Annotated in this window: 26 protein-coding genes; 12 read left to right on the top strand and 14 right to left on the bottom strand. The window is 71.0% G+C overall.

Translation table 11 applies throughout. The annotated features are described in order from the left end of the window. Nucleotides 1-581, top strand: a 581-nt coding sequence (locus Asi02nite_RS26005; RefSeq protein ID WP_203716530.1) for an RNA polymerase sigma factor, incomplete at its 5' end; no start/stop codon positions are given. Then, the gene (locus tag Asi02nite_RS26000) at nucleotides 578-1912 is read left to right on the top strand and encodes a hypothetical protein (protein ID WP_089256132.1); all 1335 of its coding nucleotides are present in this window, start codon (nucleotides 578-580) and stop codon (nucleotides 1910-1912) included. The genes Asi02nite_RS26005 and Asi02nite_RS26000, both read left to right, overlap by 4 nt. Nucleotides 1913-2010: 98 nt before the next feature. Here Asi02nite_RS26000 and Asi02nite_RS25995 read toward each other — a convergent pair whose 3' ends face one another. After that, on the bottom strand, nucleotides 2011-2952 hold the full coding sequence (locus Asi02nite_RS25995) for a hypothetical protein (RefSeq protein ID WP_089256134.1): 942 nt from the start codon (nucleotides 2950-2952) through the stop codon (nucleotides 2011-2013). A gap of 158 nt (nucleotides 2953-3110) precedes the next feature. Between Asi02nite_RS25995 and Asi02nite_RS25990 the strand changes: the two genes are divergently transcribed. After that, nucleotides 3111-4211: a hypothetical protein gene (locus Asi02nite_RS25990; protein ID WP_089256136.1), complete on the top strand. Its 1101-nt coding sequence runs from the start codon at nucleotides 3111-3113 to the stop codon at nucleotides 4209-4211. A gap of 113 nt (nucleotides 4212-4324) precedes the next feature. Here the strand turns inward: Asi02nite_RS25990 and Asi02nite_RS25985 are convergent, their stop codons facing one another. The 3 genes from Asi02nite_RS25985 to Asi02nite_RS25975 all read right to left on the bottom strand — a co-directional run bounded on the left by Asi02nite_RS25985 (nucleotide 4325) and on the right by Asi02nite_RS25975 (nucleotide 6598). Further along, complete coding sequence (locus tag Asi02nite_RS25985; protein WP_203716529.1) at nucleotides 4325-5305, bottom strand: ATP-dependent DNA ligase; 981 nt, start codon at nucleotides 5303-5305, stop codon at nucleotides 4325-4327. A 151-nt stretch (nucleotides 5306-5456) separates the two neighbouring features. Next, nucleotides 5457-6140, bottom strand: coding sequence for a hypothetical protein (locus Asi02nite_RS25980; protein ID WP_089256138.1), 684 nt, complete (start codon nucleotides 6138-6140; stop codon nucleotides 5457-5459). Nucleotides 6141-6172: 32 nt separating this feature from the next. Further along, entirely contained in the window at nucleotides 6173-6598 is a 426-nt protein-coding gene (locus tag Asi02nite_RS25975) for a hypothetical protein (RefSeq protein WP_203716528.1), read from the bottom strand. Between the two features lie 304 nt (nucleotides 6599-6902). Between Asi02nite_RS25975 and Asi02nite_RS25970 the strand changes: the two genes are divergently transcribed. Then, nucleotides 6903-7559 (top strand): hypothetical protein, encoded by a 657-nt coding sequence (locus Asi02nite_RS25970; protein WP_203716527.1) that lies wholly within the window; start codon nucleotides 6903-6905, stop codon nucleotides 7557-7559. Here the strand turns inward: Asi02nite_RS25970 and Asi02nite_RS25965 are convergent. Both Asi02nite_RS25965 and Asi02nite_RS25960 read right to left on the bottom strand, forming a co-directional pair. Continuing rightward, nucleotides 7518-7841, bottom strand: coding sequence for a hypothetical protein (locus Asi02nite_RS25965; RefSeq protein WP_089256145.1), 324 nt, complete (start codon nucleotides 7839-7841; stop codon nucleotides 7518-7520). The genes Asi02nite_RS25970 and Asi02nite_RS25965 overlap by 42 nt on opposite strands. A gap of 107 nt (nucleotides 7842-7948) precedes the next feature. After that, nucleotides 7949-9205, bottom strand: coding sequence for a hypothetical protein (locus Asi02nite_RS25960; RefSeq protein WP_089256147.1), 1257 nt, complete (start codon nucleotides 9203-9205; stop codon nucleotides 7949-7951). 278 nt (nucleotides 9206-9483) lie between these two features. Between Asi02nite_RS25960 and Asi02nite_RS25955 the strand changes: the two genes are divergently transcribed. Further along, on the top strand, nucleotides 9484-10359 hold the full coding sequence (locus Asi02nite_RS25955; protein WP_089256149.1) for a hypothetical protein: 876 nt from the start codon (nucleotides 9484-9486) through the stop codon (nucleotides 10357-10359). 675 nt (nucleotides 10360-11034) lie between these two features. Here Asi02nite_RS25955 and Asi02nite_RS25950 read toward each other — a convergent pair. The 8 genes from Asi02nite_RS25950 to Asi02nite_RS42400 all read right to left on the bottom strand — a co-directional run bounded on the left by Asi02nite_RS25950 (nucleotide 11035) and on the right by Asi02nite_RS42400 (nucleotide 17764). Further along, nucleotides 11035-12279 carry an AlbA family DNA-binding domain-containing protein gene (locus Asi02nite_RS25950; RefSeq protein ID WP_089256151.1) on the bottom strand — a complete coding sequence of 415 codons (1245 nt, stop codon included), beginning with the start codon at nucleotides 12277-12279 and terminating at the stop codon, nucleotides 11035-11037. A gap of 363 nt (nucleotides 12280-12642) precedes the next feature. Continuing rightward, nucleotides 12643-12888 (bottom strand): hypothetical protein, encoded by a 246-nt coding sequence (locus Asi02nite_RS25945; RefSeq protein WP_089256153.1) that lies wholly within the window; start codon nucleotides 12886-12888, stop codon nucleotides 12643-12645. A gap of 154 nt (nucleotides 12889-13042) precedes the next feature. Continuing rightward, entirely contained in the window at nucleotides 13043-13381 is a 339-nt protein-coding gene (locus Asi02nite_RS25940) for a hypothetical protein (RefSeq protein WP_089255524.1), read from the bottom strand. A 59-nt stretch (nucleotides 13382-13440) separates the two neighbouring features. Continuing rightward, entirely contained in the window at nucleotides 13441-14439 is a 999-nt protein-coding gene (locus Asi02nite_RS25935) for a hypothetical protein (RefSeq protein WP_203716526.1), read from the bottom strand. A 165-nt stretch (nucleotides 14440-14604) separates the two neighbouring features. After that, nucleotides 14605-15615 carry a hypothetical protein gene (locus Asi02nite_RS25930; protein WP_203716525.1) on the bottom strand — a complete coding sequence of 337 codons (1011 nt, stop codon included), beginning with the start codon at nucleotides 15613-15615 and terminating at the stop codon, nucleotides 14605-14607. Then, on the bottom strand, nucleotides 15612-16742 hold the full coding sequence (locus Asi02nite_RS25920; protein ID WP_239127100.1) for a helix-turn-helix domain-containing protein: 1131 nt from the start codon (nucleotides 16740-16742) through the stop codon (nucleotides 15612-15614). The genes Asi02nite_RS25930 and Asi02nite_RS25920 overlap by 4 nt, the downstream gene beginning before the upstream one ends. Then, on the bottom strand, nucleotides 16735-17514 hold the full coding sequence (locus Asi02nite_RS25915; protein WP_203716524.1) for a TnsA-like heteromeric transposase endonuclease subunit: 780 nt from the start codon (nucleotides 17512-17514) through the stop codon (nucleotides 16735-16737). Before Asi02nite_RS25915 ends, Asi02nite_RS25920 begins: the two co-directional genes overlap by 8 nt. Nucleotides 17515-17635: 121 nt before the next feature. Further along, nucleotides 17636-17764: a hypothetical protein gene (locus Asi02nite_RS42400; protein ID WP_275410389.1), complete on the bottom strand. Its 129-nt coding sequence runs from the start codon at nucleotides 17762-17764 to the stop codon at nucleotides 17636-17638. Nucleotides 17765-17875: 111 nt separating this feature from the next. Here Asi02nite_RS42400 and Asi02nite_RS25910 point away from each other — a divergent pair, with 111 nt between their 5' ends. From Asi02nite_RS25910 to Asi02nite_RS25880, 7 genes are all read left to right on the top strand, one after another. Continuing rightward, nucleotides 17876-18379 carry a hypothetical protein gene (locus Asi02nite_RS25910; RefSeq protein WP_203716523.1) on the top strand — a complete coding sequence of 168 codons (504 nt, stop codon included), beginning with the start codon at nucleotides 17876-17878 and terminating at the stop codon, nucleotides 18377-18379. 5 nt (nucleotides 18380-18384) lie between these two features. Then, nucleotides 18385-18837, top strand: coding sequence for a DUF4262 domain-containing protein (locus tag Asi02nite_RS25905; protein ID WP_203716522.1), 453 nt, complete (start codon nucleotides 18385-18387; stop codon nucleotides 18835-18837). Nucleotides 18838-18882: 45 nt separating this feature from the next. Then, on the top strand, nucleotides 18883-19692 hold the full coding sequence (locus Asi02nite_RS25900; protein WP_203716521.1) for a hypothetical protein: 810 nt from the start codon (nucleotides 18883-18885) through the stop codon (nucleotides 19690-19692). Nucleotides 19693-19708: 16 nt separating this feature from the next. Continuing rightward, nucleotides 19709-20077, top strand: coding sequence for a hypothetical protein (locus Asi02nite_RS25895; protein ID WP_089255529.1), 369 nt, complete (start codon nucleotides 19709-19711; stop codon nucleotides 20075-20077). 154 nt (nucleotides 20078-20231) lie between these two features. Continuing rightward, nucleotides 20232-20729: a hypothetical protein gene (locus tag Asi02nite_RS25890; protein ID WP_203716520.1), complete on the top strand. Its 498-nt coding sequence runs from the start codon at nucleotides 20232-20234 to the stop codon at nucleotides 20727-20729. Next, nucleotides 20726-21166 carry a hypothetical protein gene (locus tag Asi02nite_RS25885; protein WP_203716519.1) on the top strand — a complete coding sequence of 147 codons (441 nt, stop codon included), beginning with the start codon at nucleotides 20726-20728 and terminating at the stop codon, nucleotides 21164-21166. The genes Asi02nite_RS25890 and Asi02nite_RS25885 overlap by 4 nt, the downstream gene beginning before the upstream one ends. Then, nucleotides 21163-21657 carry a hypothetical protein gene (locus tag Asi02nite_RS25880; RefSeq protein WP_203716518.1) on the top strand — a complete coding sequence of 165 codons (495 nt, stop codon included), beginning with the start codon at nucleotides 21163-21165 and terminating at the stop codon, nucleotides 21655-21657. The genes Asi02nite_RS25885 and Asi02nite_RS25880 overlap by 4 nt, the downstream gene beginning before the upstream one ends. Nucleotides 21658-21682: the final 25 nt, after the last annotated feature.

Raw genomic sequence — 21682 nt, 5'->3', positions numbered from 1 at the left:
CGCCTGCGGCCGCCGCCCCCGACGTCGGGCAGCAGCTTGTCGCTGCTCCCGAGCAGATCAAGTTCTATGAAGATCATTTCGGTCGCCTGGTCAGCCTTGGCGTGCTCATCGGAGCCAGCCCGTACGAGGCCGAAGAGGTGGCGGCAGCCGTGCTGCTCGAGATCGTGCAGCGATGGGGGCTGCTGCGGGAGCCGTTGGCGTACGCGGTCCACGCCGTCAGGAGCGGTGTCGCCAAGCTCCGCGGCCGGGAAGGGCTGGCACGGGCGAGGCAGCTGGTCGCCGCCGGCGAGTTCGTGGACGCCGACGAAGGCGTCGTCGACCTCGCGCTGCTCGTATGGGAGGACCGCGAGTGGTTGATGCAGTACCTGGAAACGCTGCCGGAGGGGCAGCGCCAGGTCATGGCGCTGCTGGTCGACGGCTACGAGCCCGGTGAGATCGCGGCCGTGCTCGGGATCACGCCGGAGGCGGCGCGCAACCGGGCGTTCCACGCCCGGCTGCGGTTGCGCCGCCGATACAACGACGAGCGCGTCGAGACCGCCGCGCAGGCGCCCACCGGATCGACGCGGGAGGAGGCCCTGTGACCAACATCGACGATCGGGACCGTATGCGGGTCGAGCTCGCCTCGGCCCTTCGCGACCTTGCCGGCGCCGCGGCGGCGGCCGGCGCAGCGGTTCCCCGGCAGCGCATCCAGGATCACCTGCGGGCCGCGCTCGCGGCCAGCGGGCTTGCACACCCCGACGATGTTGCCGCCTCTGCGGCGCCAGTCCGGGTGAGCGTCACGCCGGCGCAGACGGCATCGGCGTGGCTGGCGAGCTGCAGCGATGATCCGCACCTACGCGCGTTGAGCGCGGCACAGTCAACGCTTCGACTATCCCACGCCCGTGCCGAGGCGGCGCACGCCCGGGCGGTGGACTACGAAGAGCTGGCCGACCGGCTGATGGTGCGCGTGCGAGACCTCGCTGCAGCGGCAGACGACTATGTGGATCAGTCCTTGGACCGAGCGAACGCGATCGAGGAGCGCGCCGAAGAAAATGCCGCCGCGGTCTTGGCCTCGGCGGAGAAGCGGGCGGCCGCGGTCTTGGCCTCGGCGGAGAAGCGGGCCGCCGCGATCGTGGCGGCCGCGCACCGCCGCGCCACCGAGATCGAGAACGAGGCCACCGCCGCGGCTGTCAACGCGAGGCGGGCCGCGCCCCACACTCCGGTCGCGCAACTCGCCGTTCCCAATTTCTTCGTTAAGGCTGTGACCGCTGGGTCCCCGTCCTTTGGCGCGGTCTTCGAGGCCGTGAGCCGCCACTCGCCCGTGACCGAACCCATGATCTTCCGGGCGGCTGGCGCCGGGTTCAAGCTGTACGGCAGTCCCTCCGCGCCGGCGCTCGTGCAGAGCTTTTGCCCCTCCGGCGAGCGGGGATCCCCGCAAGGACAGGAGATCGTGGCACAGGCCAAGTCGTATGCGCAGAGATCCGCGACGGCGGGTCCGGGACAGCAGAATCCGGAGCGGCCCCTCCTGCGGTGGCTCGTGGTGGTGTCCGCCTGCCTTGGCGGGGCCGACCTACCCGATCTCTCCCGCGAGGGACTGCTGTTGACCGGCGCCGGAGGTGTAGGTGTCGACGGCGCCGCTGAACGGGTGTGGCTGAGCCGCGTTCGGCTGTGGGAACTGGCCACGCTGGATCAGCCAGCTCCCCCTGCGGGTCGGCACGGCCACCGTGTCGAGATCGCCGGCGAATCCAGCCAGGCGGGAGGCGAGGTAGCGGTGTACGACCTGGGCGGCGGCACGTTCGACGCCGCTGTGGTGCGGCCAAGCCGTGCTGCGGCGGGCGGCGACGCGGATGCGCCGCCAGGCGGCGAGGGCGGCCGATGCGTCGTCGCATTTCTGCATCAGCAAGAGGACGCTGAAACAACGCGCCGAGGCTGACACCGGCCGGGTGTGAGGAGCGCTCACGCGGGCGACTCGTACGGTCCCGGCCAGCGCGGTGTGCGCGCGGGCAGTGGCCTTCCGGCCGGGCGCCGCTGCTACGGCCGCGACGACCCGTCAAGGGCCGGCCGTTGGGTGAGCTCCCGGTAGGCGGCCAGCACGGCGGCGGTGTGGTCGGTGAGTTCGCCCGTGGCCGTCTCGCCCGGCTCGGCCGACGGGACGTTGCGGTGCTGGTCGGCGCTGCGCGTCGTCGCGTGCGCGCGAGCCAGCATTTCCTGCTCGGTTACGAACGCGTGGACGTGATCGGCCAGCCGCCACAGGTCCGCTTGGCGCTGGTCGATCGCGCGGTCCAGGCGAGCAACGGCCCGGTCGACCTGCGTCATCTGGTCGGTCAGCTCGAGCGCAACACGTGAGCCGGTGGGCACGTCCACCGCGGCGGCGCGCAGGTCCTGCCCTCGTTGCCGGGCGGTCGCCCGCTCGCTGACGCGCAGGGTGAGTTCCCAGAGCTGGTCGACCAGGGCCGGCGACGGGTCGTCGAGGGCCACGTGGGTGCGCAGCCGCGGCCAGGAGGCGGCGATCGCCCGGACGTTCTGCGCGGCGCGGTTGATCACGTCGCGATCCTCGTGGCGGGTCAGCACCTGGTGGCCCTCGGCCCACCGGTGGGCGGTGCGGGTGTAGCGGCGCAGCGCCTGCCACGCGGTGACGGCGGCGCCCGCCACGATGAGCGCGGTGCCGGCCCAGGGGCCGGCGGCCCACGCCCCGCCGGCGGCGGCAGCCGCGGAGCCGGTGGTGCCGGCCCAGGCGAGGCGCGCGGCGCCGGTGCGCGGGGTGTGCAGCCCGACCGGGGCCGGTCGGGTCGGGTGCAGCCCACCGGCCCTGCGCACCGGGCACGGGGTGACGATGGTGACTGGGCCGGTCGTGTCGTGCCGGGCGGCGCCAGCGACCTCGGGCGCGAGCACGGACACGACGAGCTTGTCCTCGTCATCGGCAAGCCACAGGTGCTCCGGGGTGAGCCTGCCCGGTCGGGCCGTTGTCGTCATAAGCATCGATGGTGACGCATGGGTACGACAGTTTGCGAGGGGCGGTAGGCCAGCCCATCTCGGAGCGCCTCCCAACCGACGATTTTCACAGGTGGATGTAAGGCTGCTTTACATCCCATCCGCCGCTGCGTAAAGTCGCTTTACACGGAGGTGGCGTGATGGCCCAGTACGAGATCCAACACGAGTGCGGCCACACCGAGTACCACCAGATCTCCGGTCCGAACACCCACGGCCAACGCGAGACCAAGGCGCGCCAGCTCGGCGAACAGCCGTGCACCACGTGTGTCGCCGCGACGCGCAAGCGGGTCTCCAAGCGCGCCGCCGAGGTCGCCGCCGCCGAACACTGGCCGACCCTCACGGGCAGCCCACGCCAGGTTGAATGGGCGCAGACCATCCGCGTCGATGCCATGACAGAGATCGCCGCTGGGGGCGCCCGCAACGCCGCACCCGCAGAGGCCGCCTCGTGGACGCCACAACAAGTAGCCGATCTCGACACCCTCCTGACCCGGATCTGGCAGCGCGCCGTCCTGCGGCAGACCGCCGCGAAATGGTGGATCGACAACCAGTCCCGGATCCTGCACGCCGCCGCCGCCCTGCTCACCGACAACGACCGCGCCGAGTACAAGGCAGGTGTCGCCGAAATCGTCGCCGGGCTCAGCCCCGAAGCCGCCGCGCGTACCGCCCGCCGGCCGGAGGACCGCGACGCCGACGAGGTCGAAACGCCGTACACCCAGCTGGACATGCCGACCGCCGAATTCCGCGAGCGGCTCGTCGACGCGCTACGCGATGCCGGCGAGCGCGCCGAGGCCGCCAACCTCGCCCGCCGGGCCGCGATCGCCGAGATCGGCGAGCTGTTACGCCGTGACCGTGCGGCCGGCGGACTCGTCGGAATCAACTACGCCCAAATGATCACCGGCCTGTCCCGGCCAACCCTGAACGATGCCCGCAGCGACGAGACCGCCTGGCAGGCCCTCGTCGAGATCGCGAGCCGGTCCGACGACGAAGCCGCCGCGCTTCACCAGCGCCTCCCACACCTCGCTGGCTGGCACAGCGCAGCTGGGCATCTTCTGCGTCAGCACATCGAGGCGTACTGGGCCGAGCGCGGGTTCGACCCGTGGTCCACAGAAGACCCTGGCGAACCAACGGGCTACGCCGAGCTGATGCGGGTCTATCAGCAGACTGTGGACGGGTACGCGGCCGGCGAGCCGGCATACCTGTACGAGCTGCACCAGCGCGAGGCCCGCGCCGGGCACGAGTAGCGTGTGACGTACGGGTGCGACAAGTTTGAGCTGCGCTAGCCCGGCCGGCCGTCGCCATGGCAGGCAGATGGGGGAAAGTTTTGACGGCGCGCCGACGCGCGCGTCAGAGTCCTTCAGTCGTCGACGCCGATGAGTGGCACGTCGTACACCGACAGGTCCCGCCGCGGCCGCACGAACCTGACACGGTGGCGATATCTCGCGTGCTCGAAAGCCGCGTCGACCAGCACTTCGGCCACCACGGCCGGCTCCACCTGTACGTAGCGCAGCGGCTCCGGCCGCTCCCACGACCCCGACCACGACGCCGGCAACGGCTGCGGCCACGGATGCCGCACAGGCACGCCGCGCCGCTGCGCCACCGGGCGCTCGAGCAACGGCCCGAGCTCGGCGCGCTGCTCATCCGTTAACGGTGTCGAGCGCCCGGTGTAGCGCAACCGGCCACGGGCGTCGAATTGCCCGACCAGGATCGTCTGCGGCGCTGACGTCCAGCCGGTCACCCCGCCGATGATCTGCTCAGCCGTGGTCCGCACCCGATATTTTCGCCAGCCGCCGCGGCCGAGCCGGTAGCCCTGGTCGAGGCGCTTGCAGACCAAACCCTCAATTCCTGTCGACGGCCACGTCTCAGCCCACTCGCGGGCGACCGCCAGGTCGTCGGTCTGCGGGCACAGAACGATCGGCGCGGGCGCGCCGGCGAGCAGCTGCTCGAGCAACGCGAACCGTTCGGCCAGCGGGGCGGGCAGCAGCGACTCGTCGGGGGTGGCGAGCAGGTCGAAGGCGACGAAGTGCGCCGGGTACTGCCGCGCCATCCGTAGGACGTGCCGGCCGGCCGCCGCGCGGCGCTGCAGAAGGGAGAAGCTGGACCGTTCCCTGGCCGAGTCCCACACCAGCAGTTCTCCGTCAACGACGACGCCGGGGGGCAGCGTGGCCCGCAGCGCCCGAGTGACGTCCGGGAACGCTGCGCCGATCGGCTTCCCGGCGCGGGTCTGGAGCTGAACGCGAGCCTCCCTCACCCACCCTAGGCAACGCCAGCCGTCCCATTTGGGCTGGTATGCCCAGCCCGGCCCAGTGGGGATCTCGTCGACGGCGGTCGCGATCATCGGCTCGACCGGGTAGTGCAAGTTGCCGCGGTCCCGCGCGGCCGGGCTGGTCACGGCGACGATGTGGCGGATCCGGTTTGTGCCACGCCTTGATCGTCAGCCGGGCAGCCGGCGACGCGCAGGAAGATTCGTCAGCGTGAGTGGCGGATCCTCAGCGCTCGTGGAGCACGCCACCGACCCAGCGGGCCAGGACCTTCTCGTCGAGGACAAGGCGCCCGTCCACCTTGCGGTAAGGCCAGCCGCGCATGAACCCGTTGCGGGGCTGCAGCTCGGGTTCCTGGTCGACGAGGGTAACCATCGCGTCGAGCAACTCCCGTGCGTCGGGGTTGACGCGGACGAGCTCGGAGAGCGTCTTGTCCTCCAGCCTGCTGCCGACGGTGCCGAGCCGCTCGACGACGTTGTGGCGGGCGCGGACCAGCTGCACGATGACCGCCCGGTGGTCGTCGACCTCGACGTTGGTGGAGAAGTCGACGTAGACGACCGGGACGCCCCCGCGCTCGAGGTGCCAGGCCGACGTCCGGTCGCGGACCGTCGCCCAGCCGCGTGCCCACATCGCCCGGTCGACGCGGTCCCAGGTGTCGTCGTCGACGCCGGCGCCGCGCAGGTAGATCGTCGGGGTGAGCGGGGGCGGGCTGGGTTCGGCGGGCTCGCGCTTGAGGATGTTGTGGACACGTTCGCGGCCGGTGGTGCCGAGGCCGTGGCGGGCGATCGCCGAGGCCTCGGCGCCGTCGGCGTGGACGTCGCGGATCGTCTGCTCCTCGACCGCGGCCGCGCGTGCGACCGCGGCGTGGGCGGCCTGGACGCGGGTGATCCGGGGGTCTGTCGAGCTGGTCATGTTGGTTGAACTCCTGACTGTGGCACGGCGGGTCACACGCACTCGTCGCAGTTGCCGTTGCGGTCAAGCTCGAGGCCGCAGTGGTGGCAGTAGCCGCGGGCCGTGCTGCTGTCGCGTCCGAGCATGCCGCCGACGGCGGCGGCCTGGCGGTCGACCACGTTGTACGCGGGGCGCGGCGGGTCGACGTGGGCCGGGGCCGCCGCAGCGGCGGCGGGATTGCGGAACGTGGCGGTGCGAGTGGCGACGCCATGGACGGTGCGTTCGGCCATGACCTTGACGACGATGACTTCGGTGGTGTCGCCGGCGGCCTTGGTGACGGTGACGGTCTGGCCTGGCTCAATGTCGGCGGCGGGGCCGATGATGTCCCATCCGCCGCCGGCCTTGAAAAAGATCGTCTTACCCTCTTTGACCTGGTCGAGCAGCCGCTGTGAGCGGGCGACCGCAGCGTCGTCGGTCATCGTCTCCTCCTGCACGCGTCCGCTCGGTGCATGACCATCGTACAGATGTGTACGACTGCCGTACGAACATGTACGATTAGCGTACACAGTCGGAGGTCGTCACTGGAGACCATGACCGGGACCGCCTACATCAAGGCCTACCGTGCCAGCGCGCGCCAGCTGGCCGCCATCGGCACCGGCGCCGAATGGTGGCGGATAGGCACTCCGCTTGCCAACGCGATCGCCTGGGCCGACCTCGGCTACCTGCCCGACGGGGCCGCCCCGCTCATCGCCGCCGGGATTTGCCCCGGACCTGGCCCGCGAGATGGACGCCCTCGCCAACCAGCTGGCCGGCGGATCCACCGGACACGCCGCGCACGTCATCGACCGTCTCGTGACCGACGGAGTGCTGGTCGACCCGAGGCTAGTCCGGCAGCACGTCGACCCGCGCGACCCGACGCACGCGCTCAACGGGCCCCGCCTGATGGCCGCTACCCGCGCGGAGATCGTCGTCATCCGCCCCGGCGACAACCGCTACGAGCGCGTGATGAGCACGCTGCGCGCCGACCGCCCGCTGCTGCGCCGGATGTGGCGCGAGGCCGAGTCCCGGCTCGACGAGCACCGCCGCAAGACTTGGGTCGTGGCCGTGGGCGCCGGGGACCGCGCGCTCGCCTGGTGCGCGTACGAGCCGTTCGCCCGCGGCTGCGTCAAGGCGGTCAACAGCTTCGAACGCCCCGAGGTATGGGGCCAGGGGCTCTACGAACGGGTCTACAACGTCCGCCACCAGCTCATCCGATACCGGCGGGCGCTGACGTTCATTTTCGACCAGCCACTCCCGCTGCACCTTCGTGACGGCTGGGTGCCCGTTGCGGATGGGTGGAGCAGCGAACCAGACGCGCCGTCGCACCACTGGAACGAGCTGCGGCGGCCCGCCGATCAGTCACACCGTGGTGTCGGTGATGCGGCCTTGGTGCTCGCGTAGCGCTCCCCAGTTCCAGCCGCCGCGGGTCCGGGCGCTGATTGACCACCGGCCGAGGTCCTTGTACTGCTCGTAGATCGCGTCGAGGATCGCCCACGCGTGAGCCTCGTCGGCCCACTCGCGCTCCTCGCGCCGGGTCGGCCGCCAGGTGCGCACGTAGACGCGCCACGGTTTCGGATCCCCGCGCCGCTCGTAGAGGTGGACATGGAGGATGTTGCGGCCGCGCTCGCCGTCCGCGTTGGGCGTCGGCTCGATCAACCACGCCGACTCGTGCAGAACCTCCATGCAGTCAGCTTCGCACGCCTGTTCTAAATCGGCACTCGCGCCCCGCCATTTATGCAGGTCGGCTGGCGAGCCACTTCGCTCGTTTCTGACCTGCTCGTCCTGTCCCCTCAGCCCTGATCGTTGGCCCTGGCCTGTCCAGCCTGCGCTCCGCGCCGGCGACGCTGGGCCGGCGCGGGCCGGTGTGGCCCGCCTCGGGTGACGGTGCCCGCCGCGGCATTCTGCGTCTGAAGGAGCGGGCGGCTGGGCAGCGTGTTCGCCTCGGCGCGGATGGTGTCCAGTGCGTTGATCACCTGCCGCTGCACGACGTCCCAGGCGCCGGCGTGGTCGGTGACCGGGTACGGCAATCCCAGCGCCCGCAGCGCGGTCGCCGCCTGGGGCGCGGCACCGACGTGTTGACCGGCGTTGCGGACGTGCGTCACGTGCTGCAGGGTGTCGACGGCGCCCAGGATCGCGGGTACGGATACGGCGGGCAACGCCCGGCGCAGGAATCGGCGCAGCCGGTCGAACGGTCCGCCGTTCGTGCCGGGCACGTCGAGGCCCTTGAACATCTCCCCCAGTGCGCTGAGCCGGCTGTCGAACTCGTCAGCGCCGGCCACCGGCAAGGTCAGCCGGACAAGGCGCTCGCCGCTGGGCACGTGGACCAGTTTGCGGTCGAACTTGAGCTGCCACACCACGTCGAGGTAGTCGAACGCGGCCACGACACCCAGCGGCGACACCGCCTCGAGGACGGGGGCCGGTGCCGGCGGCAACAGCCACGCGCGCATCCGGGTGAGGTAATCGTCGACGTCGGCCACCTCGCGGAAGCGGCGTAGGTGGCTGCTGGGCTGGTAGGTCCAGTCGTCGCCGCCCTGCTGCGAGCCGTGCCAGGTGGCCGGTTCGTTTCCCAGCAGCTCGGGCAGCAGCCCCACCCCGGGGTGGTGCTGCAGGCCGAGCTCGGCGACCAGCTGCGGGCCGGACACCTGCACGGCGACGACCCGGCCGGGTTCGAACGGTGCGGCCGCGCGCCGCTCGGCCAGCGCGTTGAGCACCCGCAGGAACATCGTCGCGGTGCCGGCGAACGCGTCCAGGTGCGCCATGCCGGCCACGCTGAGCCGCACCGGTTCCTCCTCGCGGACGCCGTGGCGGTCGCGGCGCACGAGGGAGTAATGCAACTGCGCGTGCGCGAAGTAGGGCAGGGTGGCCAGCACCTCTTCGATGTCCAGACCCTGCTCGTCGAGTTTCGCCTGCACGTACTGGTAGACCGGCCAACCGCCGGTGGTGGTGACCGCGTCGCCGACGACAGCCAGCAGATGCTGCTGTGCCGCGCCGAGCGGGCGCAGCAGCGGATCGGTGGCGTTAGTGGCGGTGGTGGCCTGGACGCTCATCGTATGCCTCACAAAGGATCGTCGGGATGACGATCCACAGCGGGCAGCCGGTCTCGCCGCTACCTCCGGTCGGTGGGCAGCCCAACAGAATAGCGCCTCAGAGGCCGTGGCGACGGCAGCGCGGCCGCGATCGGAGGGTTCGCTACCTGCGGGACGACGTGGAAGCGACGCTCGGCCGGCGGCTGGTCATCGGCGCTCGCCGGTGAGCCGACCAAACCTGATCACGAGCGGTCGTCAGTAGGTAACAGATTGTCGGTGCCGGTGGTTATCGTGCCGGTATGCCGAAATCTCGTGGCCGCAAGTCCAAGCGTCCGTCGACCCCTGCGCAGCGGCGCCGTACGGCGCAGGGCCTCTACGATCCCGGAAAGCTGGCGGTCCACGACAGCAAACTCGGAATGCTGCTGGAACGAGCCCCAGGCGACGTGCTGCCGCTGGTGTTCCCGCCCATGCTGTGGGTGAAGCTGGCCGAGGGCAAGCACGCCAACGTGTGTGTAGACGCCTGTGCCACTCTGCGCCACACCTACGCCCAATTCGGGATCGACGCCCAGCTGATGCCGGTCGGCCTGGCCGTAAAGGACGGAGCCGGCCGCAGCACCGGGTACGCCACCACCCGCCCGTACTGGGAGTCAGGCAAGGTGTACGTCGGGCACACCGTCCTCGTCCTCCCGAGCCTGGGCCGGCTGGTCGACCCGACGGTCGAGCAGGTCCCCGCGATCCGCAAGTTGGGGATGGGCCCGTTGGTCGGCCGCGTACCCGCCGAGGTCGCCAAGAACGTCCGGATGGGCAGCGACATCATCGGCGTGCCCCGCGGTGACCTGATCGTCGCGTACCTGCCGGTCGACCCGGACTGCTCCGACGTGCTCGACGGCGCGCCGGTGCTGGTCGACAACGCCGAGGGTCATCGGCGGGCCGGGATCAACTTGGCCACCCTGATCCTGGAGGCGTTTCGGGCGCCCGGGGTTGTCGAGCGGATCCGCCGAGCCCCCTACCCCAGGCTGCGGGCGCTGCTCGACGCGATCGGCGACGCGCCCATGGCACCCGACCCTGCCCACGACATGCGGATCACCCTGGCAGGCGGCGCGGCCGTCCGACTGGACGAACTCGACCTTCCCGCCGGGCCGGCGCCGCGATCGTGGCTCGGCCGATGGCGTTGAGCGCGCGGCCCGCGCCCGGCGTCGGTGCGCTCGCCGTGCGGCCGACATGATTTATGCTGGCGGTACATTTGGATACAAGCGCTAGACCGAGCAGGGCGTCTACCGGCACCGCGACATGCACCGCCGGGTCCCGACATGGGCAACGAGACGACGGGGCAGGTCGAACGGTGACCCAGGCGACATGCCGATCCGAGCAGGAGCAGGCCCACGAGGGGGCCTCCTTCGACCTTGGATCCGTGAGCCGTCAAGGAGCACACCATGCTTCGTCGACCGCCTGCGCTGTCGGCTTCTGCGCTGTCCTTCACCGGCGTTCCCCTGGTGGACGCCTTAACCGACCTGCCGACCTGGACTGTCGTCCTGCTCTTCGTCCTGGCAACCGGCTTAAGCGTCCTGCGGATCGTGTTCCCTCAGCAGTCCAAGGACCGGCTCGCCTGGTGGCAGGGGTGGTGGTCGCGTCCGTCGCGTCTCAGGCGTACGCCTCGCAAACGCTAAGTCTGACACCGCCGACCGGTGGGGGACGTTCACCACCGGCCGGCGCCGTTAGGCGCCGGCAGCCACGCTCGCGGGCGTGTTCGACCTCGCCGCGATATGAAGGTATCGCCCGGCATCCGTGGCAAGCTGATCCACGGTCGGCTCGCCCGTCCGCCGCTCTATCGCTTAGGCGGGTGCTCGAAACTATGGCTGGCGCAATGGGTCGCCGTAGTCCATCGCTCGCAGCAGCTGGCCGAACAGTTGGTCGAGCAACGGCTGGAAAGGCCCGCGCAGGTCCGCGCCGGTCGCCATGAGCGTCTGCCGGTAGCTATCGTCGCGGTACTTGGTCTTGTCCGGTACGTGCAGGCGGCGCTCCGCGGTCGAGGTGGTCGGCTCGCGTATGGCTCCGGCCAGGCCGCCCAGGTGCAGCCCGATGCCGTAGGTCCCGCGCAGACCGGCCTCCTCAGCCACCTCCGCGATCCATGCCAGGGCTTCACAGGTGAAGGACATTGCGTAGTCGAGGTAGAGCACTTTCGTCATGGCCTCGCTGTACCGGTCCTTGTGGACCTCGGTAATGAGGTCCGCGGCGAACCGTGCCCCGCCTGACTCCAGGACCTCGATCGTGAACGGTGTCGTGCCACCGGATCCGAACCGCAAGGCCATACCCCCAGGGATGCGACGCGCTCCCCACCCGTTCGCGCGGTCAGTCCACCTCCAGGGCCTGAACAGGCGGGACATCGCCTCGCTGCCTGCACGCGCGGCGCTGGCGCGGGCGGATGCGGCCGTCATGCGGTCGTTGAACCAGCTCGCCGCGCCGGAGGCCGCGAGTTGATCGCGCAGCGCATCGCGGCGCAGCAGAGGGATCGGCGTCGCGGTGATGACCAGCCGGGCGGCCGACATCCCCTCCCCGTCCATCAGCGCGTCCGCCTCGTCGAGGTCCTTGTGCACCACCTCGGCGTCGAGGTCGTGGCGGGCCAGCAGACGTACTACCTCGGTGTGGTCGAGCGGCCGCGTTGTGCGGTTGTCCCGTCCGAGGTAGCGGTGATCGACCATATGGGGAACACCGGTTGCCGGCACGTCGATGATGATCACGCCAGTGGACAGGTCTGATGGGCTGCGTAGATCGTCGCGGATCGTCACCCGCAGAGGCGGTGAAATCCGGCTGGCGCAGATCTGGTCGATCCGCTCGATGACGCCCGCCAGGGCCACCGGCGACGCCTTGATCGCGACTCCTGTCGTCTTGTCCTCTTCCACCCCGATGACAAGGACGCCTCCGTCGAGGGCGAGCGCGGCGATGTCCTTGGCCTGCTCCTTCTTGCCGCTCTCGCCGTTGGAGTAGTCGTCGCGCTTGAGTTCGAGGGTGTGCGATTCGCGCAGCTCGCCTGACGCGACATGCTTCTCGAAATCTTCCCATGTACGCCAGTGGCCCGCGCCATACCGATCTGTCACGTCGTGATGATCGCACCGGGGCCGATCCACTCACGAGGCTGGCGGTTCGTGCGCCGCCGACGACATCACCGATCCGACGGATGCCGACACCAACCCCGCCGTTCTGGAACAGGATCTCGTACGAGCCGGGCTCGCGAATGTCGACGATCTCGAGGAGGTGCCACTGTTGAATGACGCCTGCGGGGCCTTCCACCCACAAGGGCATTTCGCCAGGTCGTCGGGATCGGTAGCCGGTCCCGGACTCAAACCGATCAACGATGCGGTCTGCTTCGCCGCCCCCACCGCCAACCAGGATCTCGGCGAACTGGCGTAAGCGCCGTCGCGGGCGTGGGTCGCGCCGGTACGGTCAGACGGCTCCTACGCCTATCGGCTCGCGTCGCTGCGCGTCTCGCGCTGCCGCTCACGGAGCAGCCGCATCCCCGCAAAGTGGTAATAGACGATTAGCGCCGTAAAGCCACAAATACTGGCGAGGCGAAAGGCGATGGACAGCGGGTCTTCGACCTCGCCGAGGACCAAGTGCAGCGAGGTCGCTATCAAGCCAACAGCGGTCCCGAGCAGCGCGACGGCTAACCGACCCGCGGTCCATCGAAAGTGCGGCTTCTGTTCCACAGCTTTCAGTATGTCAGCAGGTCGCCATGCGCCGCGGGGCCGCCATGCGCCGCGGGGCCGCCATCTCCTTGGCGGCAGGCCGTGCTGGTCGAGGCGCTTCGTTTAGCGGTGACGGCGGCGGTTCCCGGTTGACCAGGTCACCGCCGGAGAGTGGCTACGGTCGGCTGGTGTGCCCGACGGTCCAGACGTCATCCTCGAATCTCCATGACCAGGGCAGGTGCCGGCCGGTGAGCCAGGCACCGATCGCGTCGACGAGGCGGTGGTGTACCGCGGCGTCGGCGGTGTGGTCGGTGCCGGTGGTGGTGAAGACCAGCAGCACGGTGGCGTCCGGGTCGGTCTCCTCGTCGGTGACCGATCGGCGGTGCTCGGGATCGAACTGCACCGCGACGTGCGCGGCCGCGCCCCGGAACTCCTCGGCGGTCAGCAGCGTCACGCCGCTGACGGTGGTGTGGTGTCGGGGCGCGGCCGCCGGGTAGCCGGCGATGGTCAGCACGGCCTCGAACAGGTCGTGCGCGTCGGTCGGCTGTTAGACGATGACGGCGCTGGTCACGCTCAGCGGTCGATGCCCGTCGACGGCTGCGGGTCGTCCTCGCCCGCGGTTTGAGGCGTGAAACCGCCGGCGGCCAGGGCGGCGACGAGGGCCTGGTAGCGCCGCTCGACGTCGTCGCGCTGCGCTTCGGCGGCGGTGGCCCGGCCGGTCAGCTCCTCGGCGTGGCGGCGCGCGTCGGCGTCGGCCTCCTCGAGCGCGGCCTCGGCGACGGCGAGCTGGTCGGTGAGGGCGCGGGCCCGTGCGGTGGCCTGGTCGCGGTCGGTGGTCGCGGTGTCGAGGGCGGCCTGGGTCTGTGCGATCTGGGTGGTCAGGTCGCTGTTGCGGGCGTCGGTGCGCTCGAGCTGGTGCTCGGCCGCGATCCGCTGGTCGTGTTCGGCGGTGGTCTGCGCCCGGGCGGTGTCGAGGTCGGCGCGGGTGGCGTCGAGGTGGGCGCGGACGGCGGCGAGTTCGGTCTCGAAGGTCGCGGCGCGTTGGTCGGCGATCTCGCGGCGGCGGGTCTGGTCGGCCTGCGCGGCCCGGGCGGCCTCGGCCGCGGCGAGGGCTTGGCCGTGTTGGCGTTCGAGGTCGGCGAGCCGGTCGGTGGCCTCGCGGACGCGCCGCTCGGCGTCGCGGCGGGCGGCCTCGGCGCGCCGCTCGGCGTCGGCCGCAGTGGCTACGGCCCGGGCCCGTTCGGTGTCGGCCTGGTGCCGGTCGCGGTCGGCCTGGTCGCGGTCGCGCTCGGCGGCCTCGGCCCGGGCGAGCGCTTCCCCCATGGCCTGCTCGGCGTCGGCGATGCGGGCCAGGGCGCCGCCGTCGACGGCGCGCACGAGCGTGACCGTGTCGATGAGCTGGTCGGCGAGGGCGGCCGCGGCCTCGACCAGGGGGCCGGCCGCGCCGCGGAAGCCATCCAGGGGCACGTCGAGCCCGGTGGCGCGCTCGGCGGACTTGCGCGCGGCGTCCATCTGCTGGCAGGTCTTGCCGTCCGGCCAGCGCGGGTTCGGGTCGTCCGGGCAGAACTTCACCGGGCGGCCGCGCCCGGCGTACGGCGGGAGCAGCCGGCCGCAGGGCGGGTACGCGCACGGCCGTCGCCGGGAATCGGTGTCCCTTCTCGTTTGAGTTGGCGAGGCTGAGGTGGGTTGGCCTGCGGTTCGCCAGTTGGGGTCGGTGTGGTCACTGGTCATCGTTCCTCATTTGAAGTGGCGAGTTTCGGGGAAGGGCGTCTGGCTGAATCCGTTGTGCCGTTCGTAGAACTCGGTGCGGATCTTCTGATGGGTGTGGCGAAGCTGGGAGATCCATTGCTGGAGAGGGTTGGCCATCCAGTCGAAGCCGCCGCGTCGTCGGAGGCGCATCGAGGGACGGCTGAGCCAGTCGGCGAAGTCGCCCGATTGGTTAAGGCGTGCGGCGATGCGCTTGTAGAAGTTCGTCATCTGGCGTTCGCGGACCATAGCGACGTGGCGGCGCCATTCGAGGTCGCAGAAGATCTCGGCCAGGGCGACGGCTTCGGGATAAATGAGCAGGTTAGAGGGGTTGAACAGGTTGTGGCGACCGGTGAGGAGGTTGTCCCTGGTTTGCCAGAGTTCGTGTAGCCGGGGGATGGTGCGATGGCTGCTGCGTGCCCACCCGCTGACGATCCAGTTGGCGACGTGAAGTTGCTGGTAGGTCCACTCGCGGTCGCCGGTGGCGGCGAGTAGGCGGCCGTGGCGGCGGTGGGCGGTGATGATTTCCGGGGTGTGCGTGAGGTCGGTCTTGGTGGCGAGCCAGCGGCGGTGCTTTCGGCAGAGCACGGGGAAATACAAGGTGTAGACCTTGGCGGCTCGTCGACCGGGGAGCCGGGCGGTGCAGTGGTCGCATGGGTCGTGCAGGTTGTAGGCCTTGACGACGCGCATGGCCGGGATCTCCTCCGGGAGCGCGTCGCCCGGGTGATGCAGTCCGGGCAGGACTGATCTCAGGCGGCCCGGGGGCGTCCCGGTGAACGTTTCGAGCCGTTGCAGGGCAAGCGAGTTGAGACGAACGTCGTAGTCGTCGATCAGGAACTGGGTCAGGCCCCGGGTGGGCCGGCCGAGGGCGCCGAGCAAGATCGTTGGGCGGGCGAGGTCGTTGGCGTCGGCCAGTCGGAAGACGTAGGAGATCGTGGTCTCGCCCCGGATCGGTCTGACCTGGACGGGAAGTTGTTGGGCGGTCTGCTGCCAGGTCTTCATCGTTGGCCTGCCCGGCGTTGGCGGGGCGGGGTGAACTGAGCCTGGGCGGCGATGTCCAGGATGACCGCGTCGAGATGCGACTTGGTGATCTTCTCAGTGCCATCGGTGATGGCGTCGTTGGCGGCCTCGTGGATGAGCTGGTCGAGGCTGCCGATCATGCCGCCGGTGCGGTCGTGCAAGTAGGCGGCCTGCTCGACCAGAGCGCCGGGCTGGTGGCGGTGCAGCCGCAGGGCGTCGCAGATCGTGCGGGTCGCGATATCGATCGCCAGCACGAGCTCGGCGCGGCCGAGGATCCCGTCGTCCATCACCGCCATCACATCCAGCGGGGTGCTGTCCAACTGGACCTGCTCACCCGGACGGCTCGCCGTGGTCGCGGCGTAGGCGCCAGCTGGTTTGTTCGCCGTCTGCCGGCGCGTCACGGCCGAGCCGAACGAGTGTTTGCCCGCCGCCAGCGCTTCGAGCAGCCGGTAGCAGGTCGCCGGCGACGGCAGCTGGACCACGCCCTCGCCGTGCTCATCGTCGAGCAGCTGGCGAATCTGCCGGATCGCTCTCGACTTCGTGCCCGTTGACGTACCGGTTTGCGCCTCGACCACCGCGGCCGCCGCGGCGACAACCCGCGCGTCGACGTTGCCTGTCGGCTTCGCCGAGCGCGCGTGCCGGGCGTCGACCAGGCCCCAGAGTCCCTGCTCGCGGTAGCGGCGGCGCATCCGCTGGACCGTCCGCAAGCTCGTCTTCGTCCCGGCCGCGGTCAATTCCGCGGCCTTCGCCGCCTCCCGGGAAGCAAGCGGGTGCACCGCTGGGTCGTACGCGGCCCGCGCAACCGCATCCTCGCCCGGGACCAGACCGGTCTCGACCTCGATCAAGTGCCGTTCCCAGTCCCGTGCGGCCCGCAGCGCGTGCGCGGGCAGCGCGTCCAGCAGTCCATGCGGATCCACCCGAGACGCCGGCACTGCTCCGACCAGCTCGAAATCGGCAGCGGCCAGCAGGAACGGCAATGCCACCACGGTCGTCGCCCCGGCCGCAGACAGCAGCCGGATCGCATTACCTGAGATCGCCACCACGGTGTGCGTGCCGCCGGCGAAGATCACCCGGTCGTTGACGCGCAACACGCCCGGCCGCTCAGCCATTCCGCTCACCCACCATCGCGAGGCGGTCGTTCGAGGGCGCGGTCTGAACGGTCGTGCGGTGCGACAGCACCAGCGCCAGGTCCGTCACCAGTTCCCGCCGCCAGAGCAGGTGATAGAGCACCGGCAGCGTCCCGAGCGGATCACCCGCGAGCTCGGCGCCGTCCATCAACGCGCGTGGCTTCTCGAACGCCGCCAGCAGCCGCCCGGCTACCTGCGGGTCAAAGCATCGCGGGTGCCGGTAGCCGGCCAGCCACCGCTGGTTGGCCACCATTACCGGGTCCAGACGATCCCAGACCGCATAACGCCAGCCCAGCAGCCCACACGCCTGATCGGTGACCGCGAACGCCTCCCGGTCCACCTCCTCGATCAGCTCCAACGGCCGGGAGTCCAGCACCAACACCGCGTCGTTGTCCAGGCGCACGAGGAAATCCGGAGCGTGCCGGCGGGTCTTGCTCTCACCCGGCCAGAGCAACCAGAACGGCTGCGACACGATCCCGGTCACCGATGGGTCGAAGTCCAATGCCACCAGGTGGTCACGTTCCACCCACGACTCGAAACCGACCCGGCGGCCCACCGTCGCTGACCAGTACCAGCCCGGAAAGTTGCGCTGACCCCGATACGACGGGAACGACCGCACTGGCCGGTCCAATGCCTCGACCACCTCCGGCAGCCAGCCCCATGGCACGCGCTGCTCGACCCCCTGATCGTCCAGGTAGATCGCCTCAAAGTTCTCATCCGGGCCAGGCAGCCCGATACGCCGCGTTCGATGCACCGGGACATCATTCCTCGCCACTTCCGATGAGAATTCGCCACCCAAGCTCCGACGAGAGCCCACGGACGGGTCCGGTCCCTGTTGAAAAGCGCCCACCTCACGCGACCTGTCACCGAAGTCTTCAAGGCAGCGCGCTCACACGGCTCGCCACCTCGCCTGAGAACTCGCCACTGGCTCGCCACGCCGGCGCAGGATTCGCCAGCTCAGCTGCGAAGCGACAATCGGCGGTCACGATGGTCTCGACGGTCACGCTGGACAGCCTACATTAAATCTTTCCAAGAAAAAATAACACTTAAAAATTATCAAAAAAGATAATCTAGCCGGACTGTCTCCATAGGATAATGACTGTTATCCTATGGACGTGACGATGACCCCCGGCTCCTCCGAACCCGGCCCGCCCGACGACACCCCGGCCGGCCCGCTGTGGCTGAACCCCTCGCTGCGCGCGAGCATGGACGCCCGGCTGCGCGCGCTCGACCACCACCTCGCCGCCGGCGACGGGGACGGCGCCGCCCACGACCTGGACACGCTCGCCGCGACCGCGGCCCGCATCGCCCGGCAGCTGCGCGGGCAGGACGCCCAGGACGGCACCGTCCGGCCGACGATCAGCGTCGGCACCGGGCCCCTCGACGCGGCCGACACTGTTCCCCATGACCCGGACGACCCGCGCGAGCACAACCTCGCGGTCGCCGGCCGCATCGCGGACGGCGACGCCGCCTCGCCGGCCGCCGTAGCGGCGCTGGCCCAAGGCCTGCTCGACATCGCCCAGCTCGCCATGCCCGACACCTACTTCGCGACCGACTCGCGCTGCCAGCTCGCCCGCGCGGTGCTCGCCGCGACCGCCGCCACCCCAAACCAGGGGTGACCGCGATGGCCGGCACGCACCACGGCGGCGCAGGCGCGCGGGACGCCGCCGACCAGCACAACCTGCGGGTCATCGCCGAGCACGGCTGGATGGTCCAGAGCGTCTTCCCGGCCCGGGGCGGGAACGGGGCGCCGTTCGCCTACACCGTCGGCCTGACCGCCGCCGGCCTGCCCGAGCTGATCGTCTGCGGATTGCCGGCCGACATCGCCGGCCACCTGCTCAACACGGCGGCCCACCGCAGCCTCGGCGCCGAGCTGCGGCCGGGCGAGGCCCTCGACGAGATCGCCTCGGTCCCGTTGCGGGTCGTCGACGCGCCCACCGCACCGGTCACGACCGCCCACCGTCTCTACCCCGACCGGACCGTGCGTGCGCTGCAGCTCGTGTGGCCGGACCTACACGGCCACTACCCGGGCGATGACCGCTGGTCGCTCGGCGACGCCCAGCCGGTCCACGCCTGATGGCCACCGACCTGCTGGCGCCGCGTGCGGGGACGGAGGACGACGGTGGCCGCTGACCGCGCCCGGAAGGTGCGCCTGTTCGCCCGCCGGCTGGAGCAGCGCTTCGGTGGCCGCTTCGAGGTCTCGTACGACACCGGCGCGAGGTGGCAGCTGGACTGGGTGGACGGGCCCGGCGAACCAGCCGTGCGCGCGCTGGCGGCCGCCGCCGATCTGGCCGGCGCCGACCTTCGCCTGTACCGGCGCTACTCGACCAAGGCGATCGCGGTCACGGCGATCCGGATGAAGACCGCGGGAAAGCTGGGCCGCCACGACGGTGGGCGCCATCCGCAGGAGATCGTCGAGTGGGAGGCCCTCGATCTGGACCACCCCGACCGTGGTACCGACGCGCTGCAGGACGCCCTGGCAGAGCTGCTCGTCGCCACGGCCATCGCGAAAGCGAAGACGGCCCGAGCCGACTGGGAAGCGACGCGGCCGCAACGGTGGGTGCCCGGCGGCAGCCCGGTGCCGCTGGACGCGACGGAAACCGCCGTCGACCTGATCCGCACGCGCGGCGTCGGCTGGCTCGTCGAACAGGTCATCGCCAACGGCGCGACGGTGCCGCCGCTGGTCGTGCTGTCCGCCCGCTACGCCGCGCACGCCGACGCCGGCGCCGCGGTCGCCTGGGCCCACCGGGCCCAACCCCTGCCGCTACACACCGCCGTCGCCCTCGCCCTAGCCGACGACGACCCGCCCGCCGCGGCGGGGGCGGCACTGCTCGCGCTCTTACCCGACCTGCGGGCCGAATGGGCCCGCACCGAAGCCGCCATCACCGCGGCCGCGCGTCGGGCCGGGCCGCCCGAGCCGGCCCCGCGCTAAGCGAAGGAGGGACACCGTGGGGTACGTCATCATCCGGCCGGCGGCCGACGCCGACGAGTACGTCATCTGGTGCACCGGAACCGAACAGCCCTTGGCGGTCGGCGACCGCGACGAGATCGCGGCCGACGTGGCCGCGCTCGAGCCGGACCGCGGCGACATCGTCGCGCGCCTCGACCACGTCGACCTGCACGGCTCGTCGATGACCGCCTACCCCTTCGGCTGGTGGGACCACGGCGCGTTCCTCTACCAGCACGGGCGCGGCCTGCTGCCCCGGAACCGCCTCGGCGAGGCGGCCCGCCTGCTCGCCGCCGCCGACCACGACACCGCGGCCGACGACCTTCTCGACCCGGTCGACGCCGGCGCCGAGGCACCCGGTGGCGACTAGGTCAAACCGACGGCCGTTGTGCCAGCGGCACCCCGCCGTCCGGGTCCGACCCACACCCCGGGCGATCCCCCAGACCACCGGTCCCTCCGGTGAAGATTGATATCCGAGCCCGTGGGCCGGCGCCCGCGATAAGTCCCCACCGGAGAGACGGCCAATGACCGACCTGCCCAACCTGTACCCGAACCCGCCGGCGCGCCCGGTGACCTACGCCGACGCGCAGCGGGTGCACCCGCTGCACCTGGCCCGCAGGGTCGGTGACGTGGTGCGCTGGCTCGGCGACACTGACCTGGCGCTCGACGTCCCGCCCGGCGACCCGCGTCGCGTCGCGCGGCTGCCGCTGGAGCTGGAGCACCTCGCGAGCGTCCGCGCCCTGCACGACCACCTCGGCCGCATCACCGCCAACCGGATCCACAACGCGGTGATCAGCGGCGCCACCGCCGAGCAGGTCACCCTCGCTACCGGGCTCAGCTCCGACGAGGTCACCGCGATCTGGACCACCTGGTCAGACGGTCAGCGACAGCTCGAACGCGACCTGCCCGACCTGCCGCAGCACACCAGGGCCTACGACTACGTCGCGAAGGTCCTCGGCGTCGTCGACGGGCCTCCGGCCGCGGCGGCCGCGCCCGACGGCGGCCCGGGCGGGCAGCGATGACCCGCGAGCGGTACGACCACCGCGACCCGTGGACCACCCGGGACCGGCTCAGCGCCCGCTACGAAACCAGCCTGGCCGCCGCCGAGCCGATTCACCGGCTGTGGGCCGCCGTGACCGCGCACGCCGAGCACGCCGCCAACGGCGGCGACGAGTACACCACCATGACCCCGACCGGAGAGATCCACTACCGGCTTCTGGGCCAGACCTTCCCCCGCCCGACCCCGCAGGACCTGCTCGACGGCCTGACGCTGGTCGACGAGACCCGCTACCACGCCGAGCGTCGCGAACTCGACCTGATCGACGCCGCGGTCGCCGCCGGCATCGGCTGGCAGCAGATCGGCGTCGCGCTGGGACACACCGCCGCCACCGCAGAGCGGGCCGCGAAGGCCCGCCGGGCACAGCTCGCCCGGCTGATCACGCAACACGAGACCCGGTGACCACGATGGACCTCATCCCCGCAGACGCGGTCCCCCGCTTCCAGACCCGACCGGACGGCGGGCTGGACATCGACACCGTCTACACCCGCTGCCCGCAATGCGGCATCGTGGCCACCAGCACCGGCGTTGACTACGCGATCACCGCCGGCGGCGACTTCGACCCCGGGGAGCCCGTCGAGCTGGCCTGCCCCGCGTTCCACCATTACCGCGTGACCGTCGCGGACTTCCTGCCGCGCGACGCGTCCTGCTTCTGCGTACGGTGCGGCTCCCCGATCGTCGTGCCGGCCACCGCCGACCAGGTCGTCTGCCTCACCTGCCGGCTCTACCAGGACGGCCCAGCCCGGCCCACCGATGCTGTGAGCCACTTTGAGGCGGCCGACGCTCTGTCACGTCCCCCAAAGCTGCCCTCAAACGGTGACCCGCTCGAAGATGACCAAGCCCGCCGCACCCGGTCCGCCGGGACCCGCCAGGAAGGCCTCGATGCATCGTGATCACGTTCGCGTACGGGATCATCAT

The organism is Asanoa siamensis, from assembly GCF_016862555.1.
Classification (GTDB): Bacteria; Actinomycetota; Actinomycetes; order Mycobacteriales; family Micromonosporaceae; genus Asanoa; species Asanoa siamensis.
The sequence above is the reverse complement of the archived record's forward strand: the minus strand, read 5'-3'. Positions and strand labels throughout refer to the sequence as shown.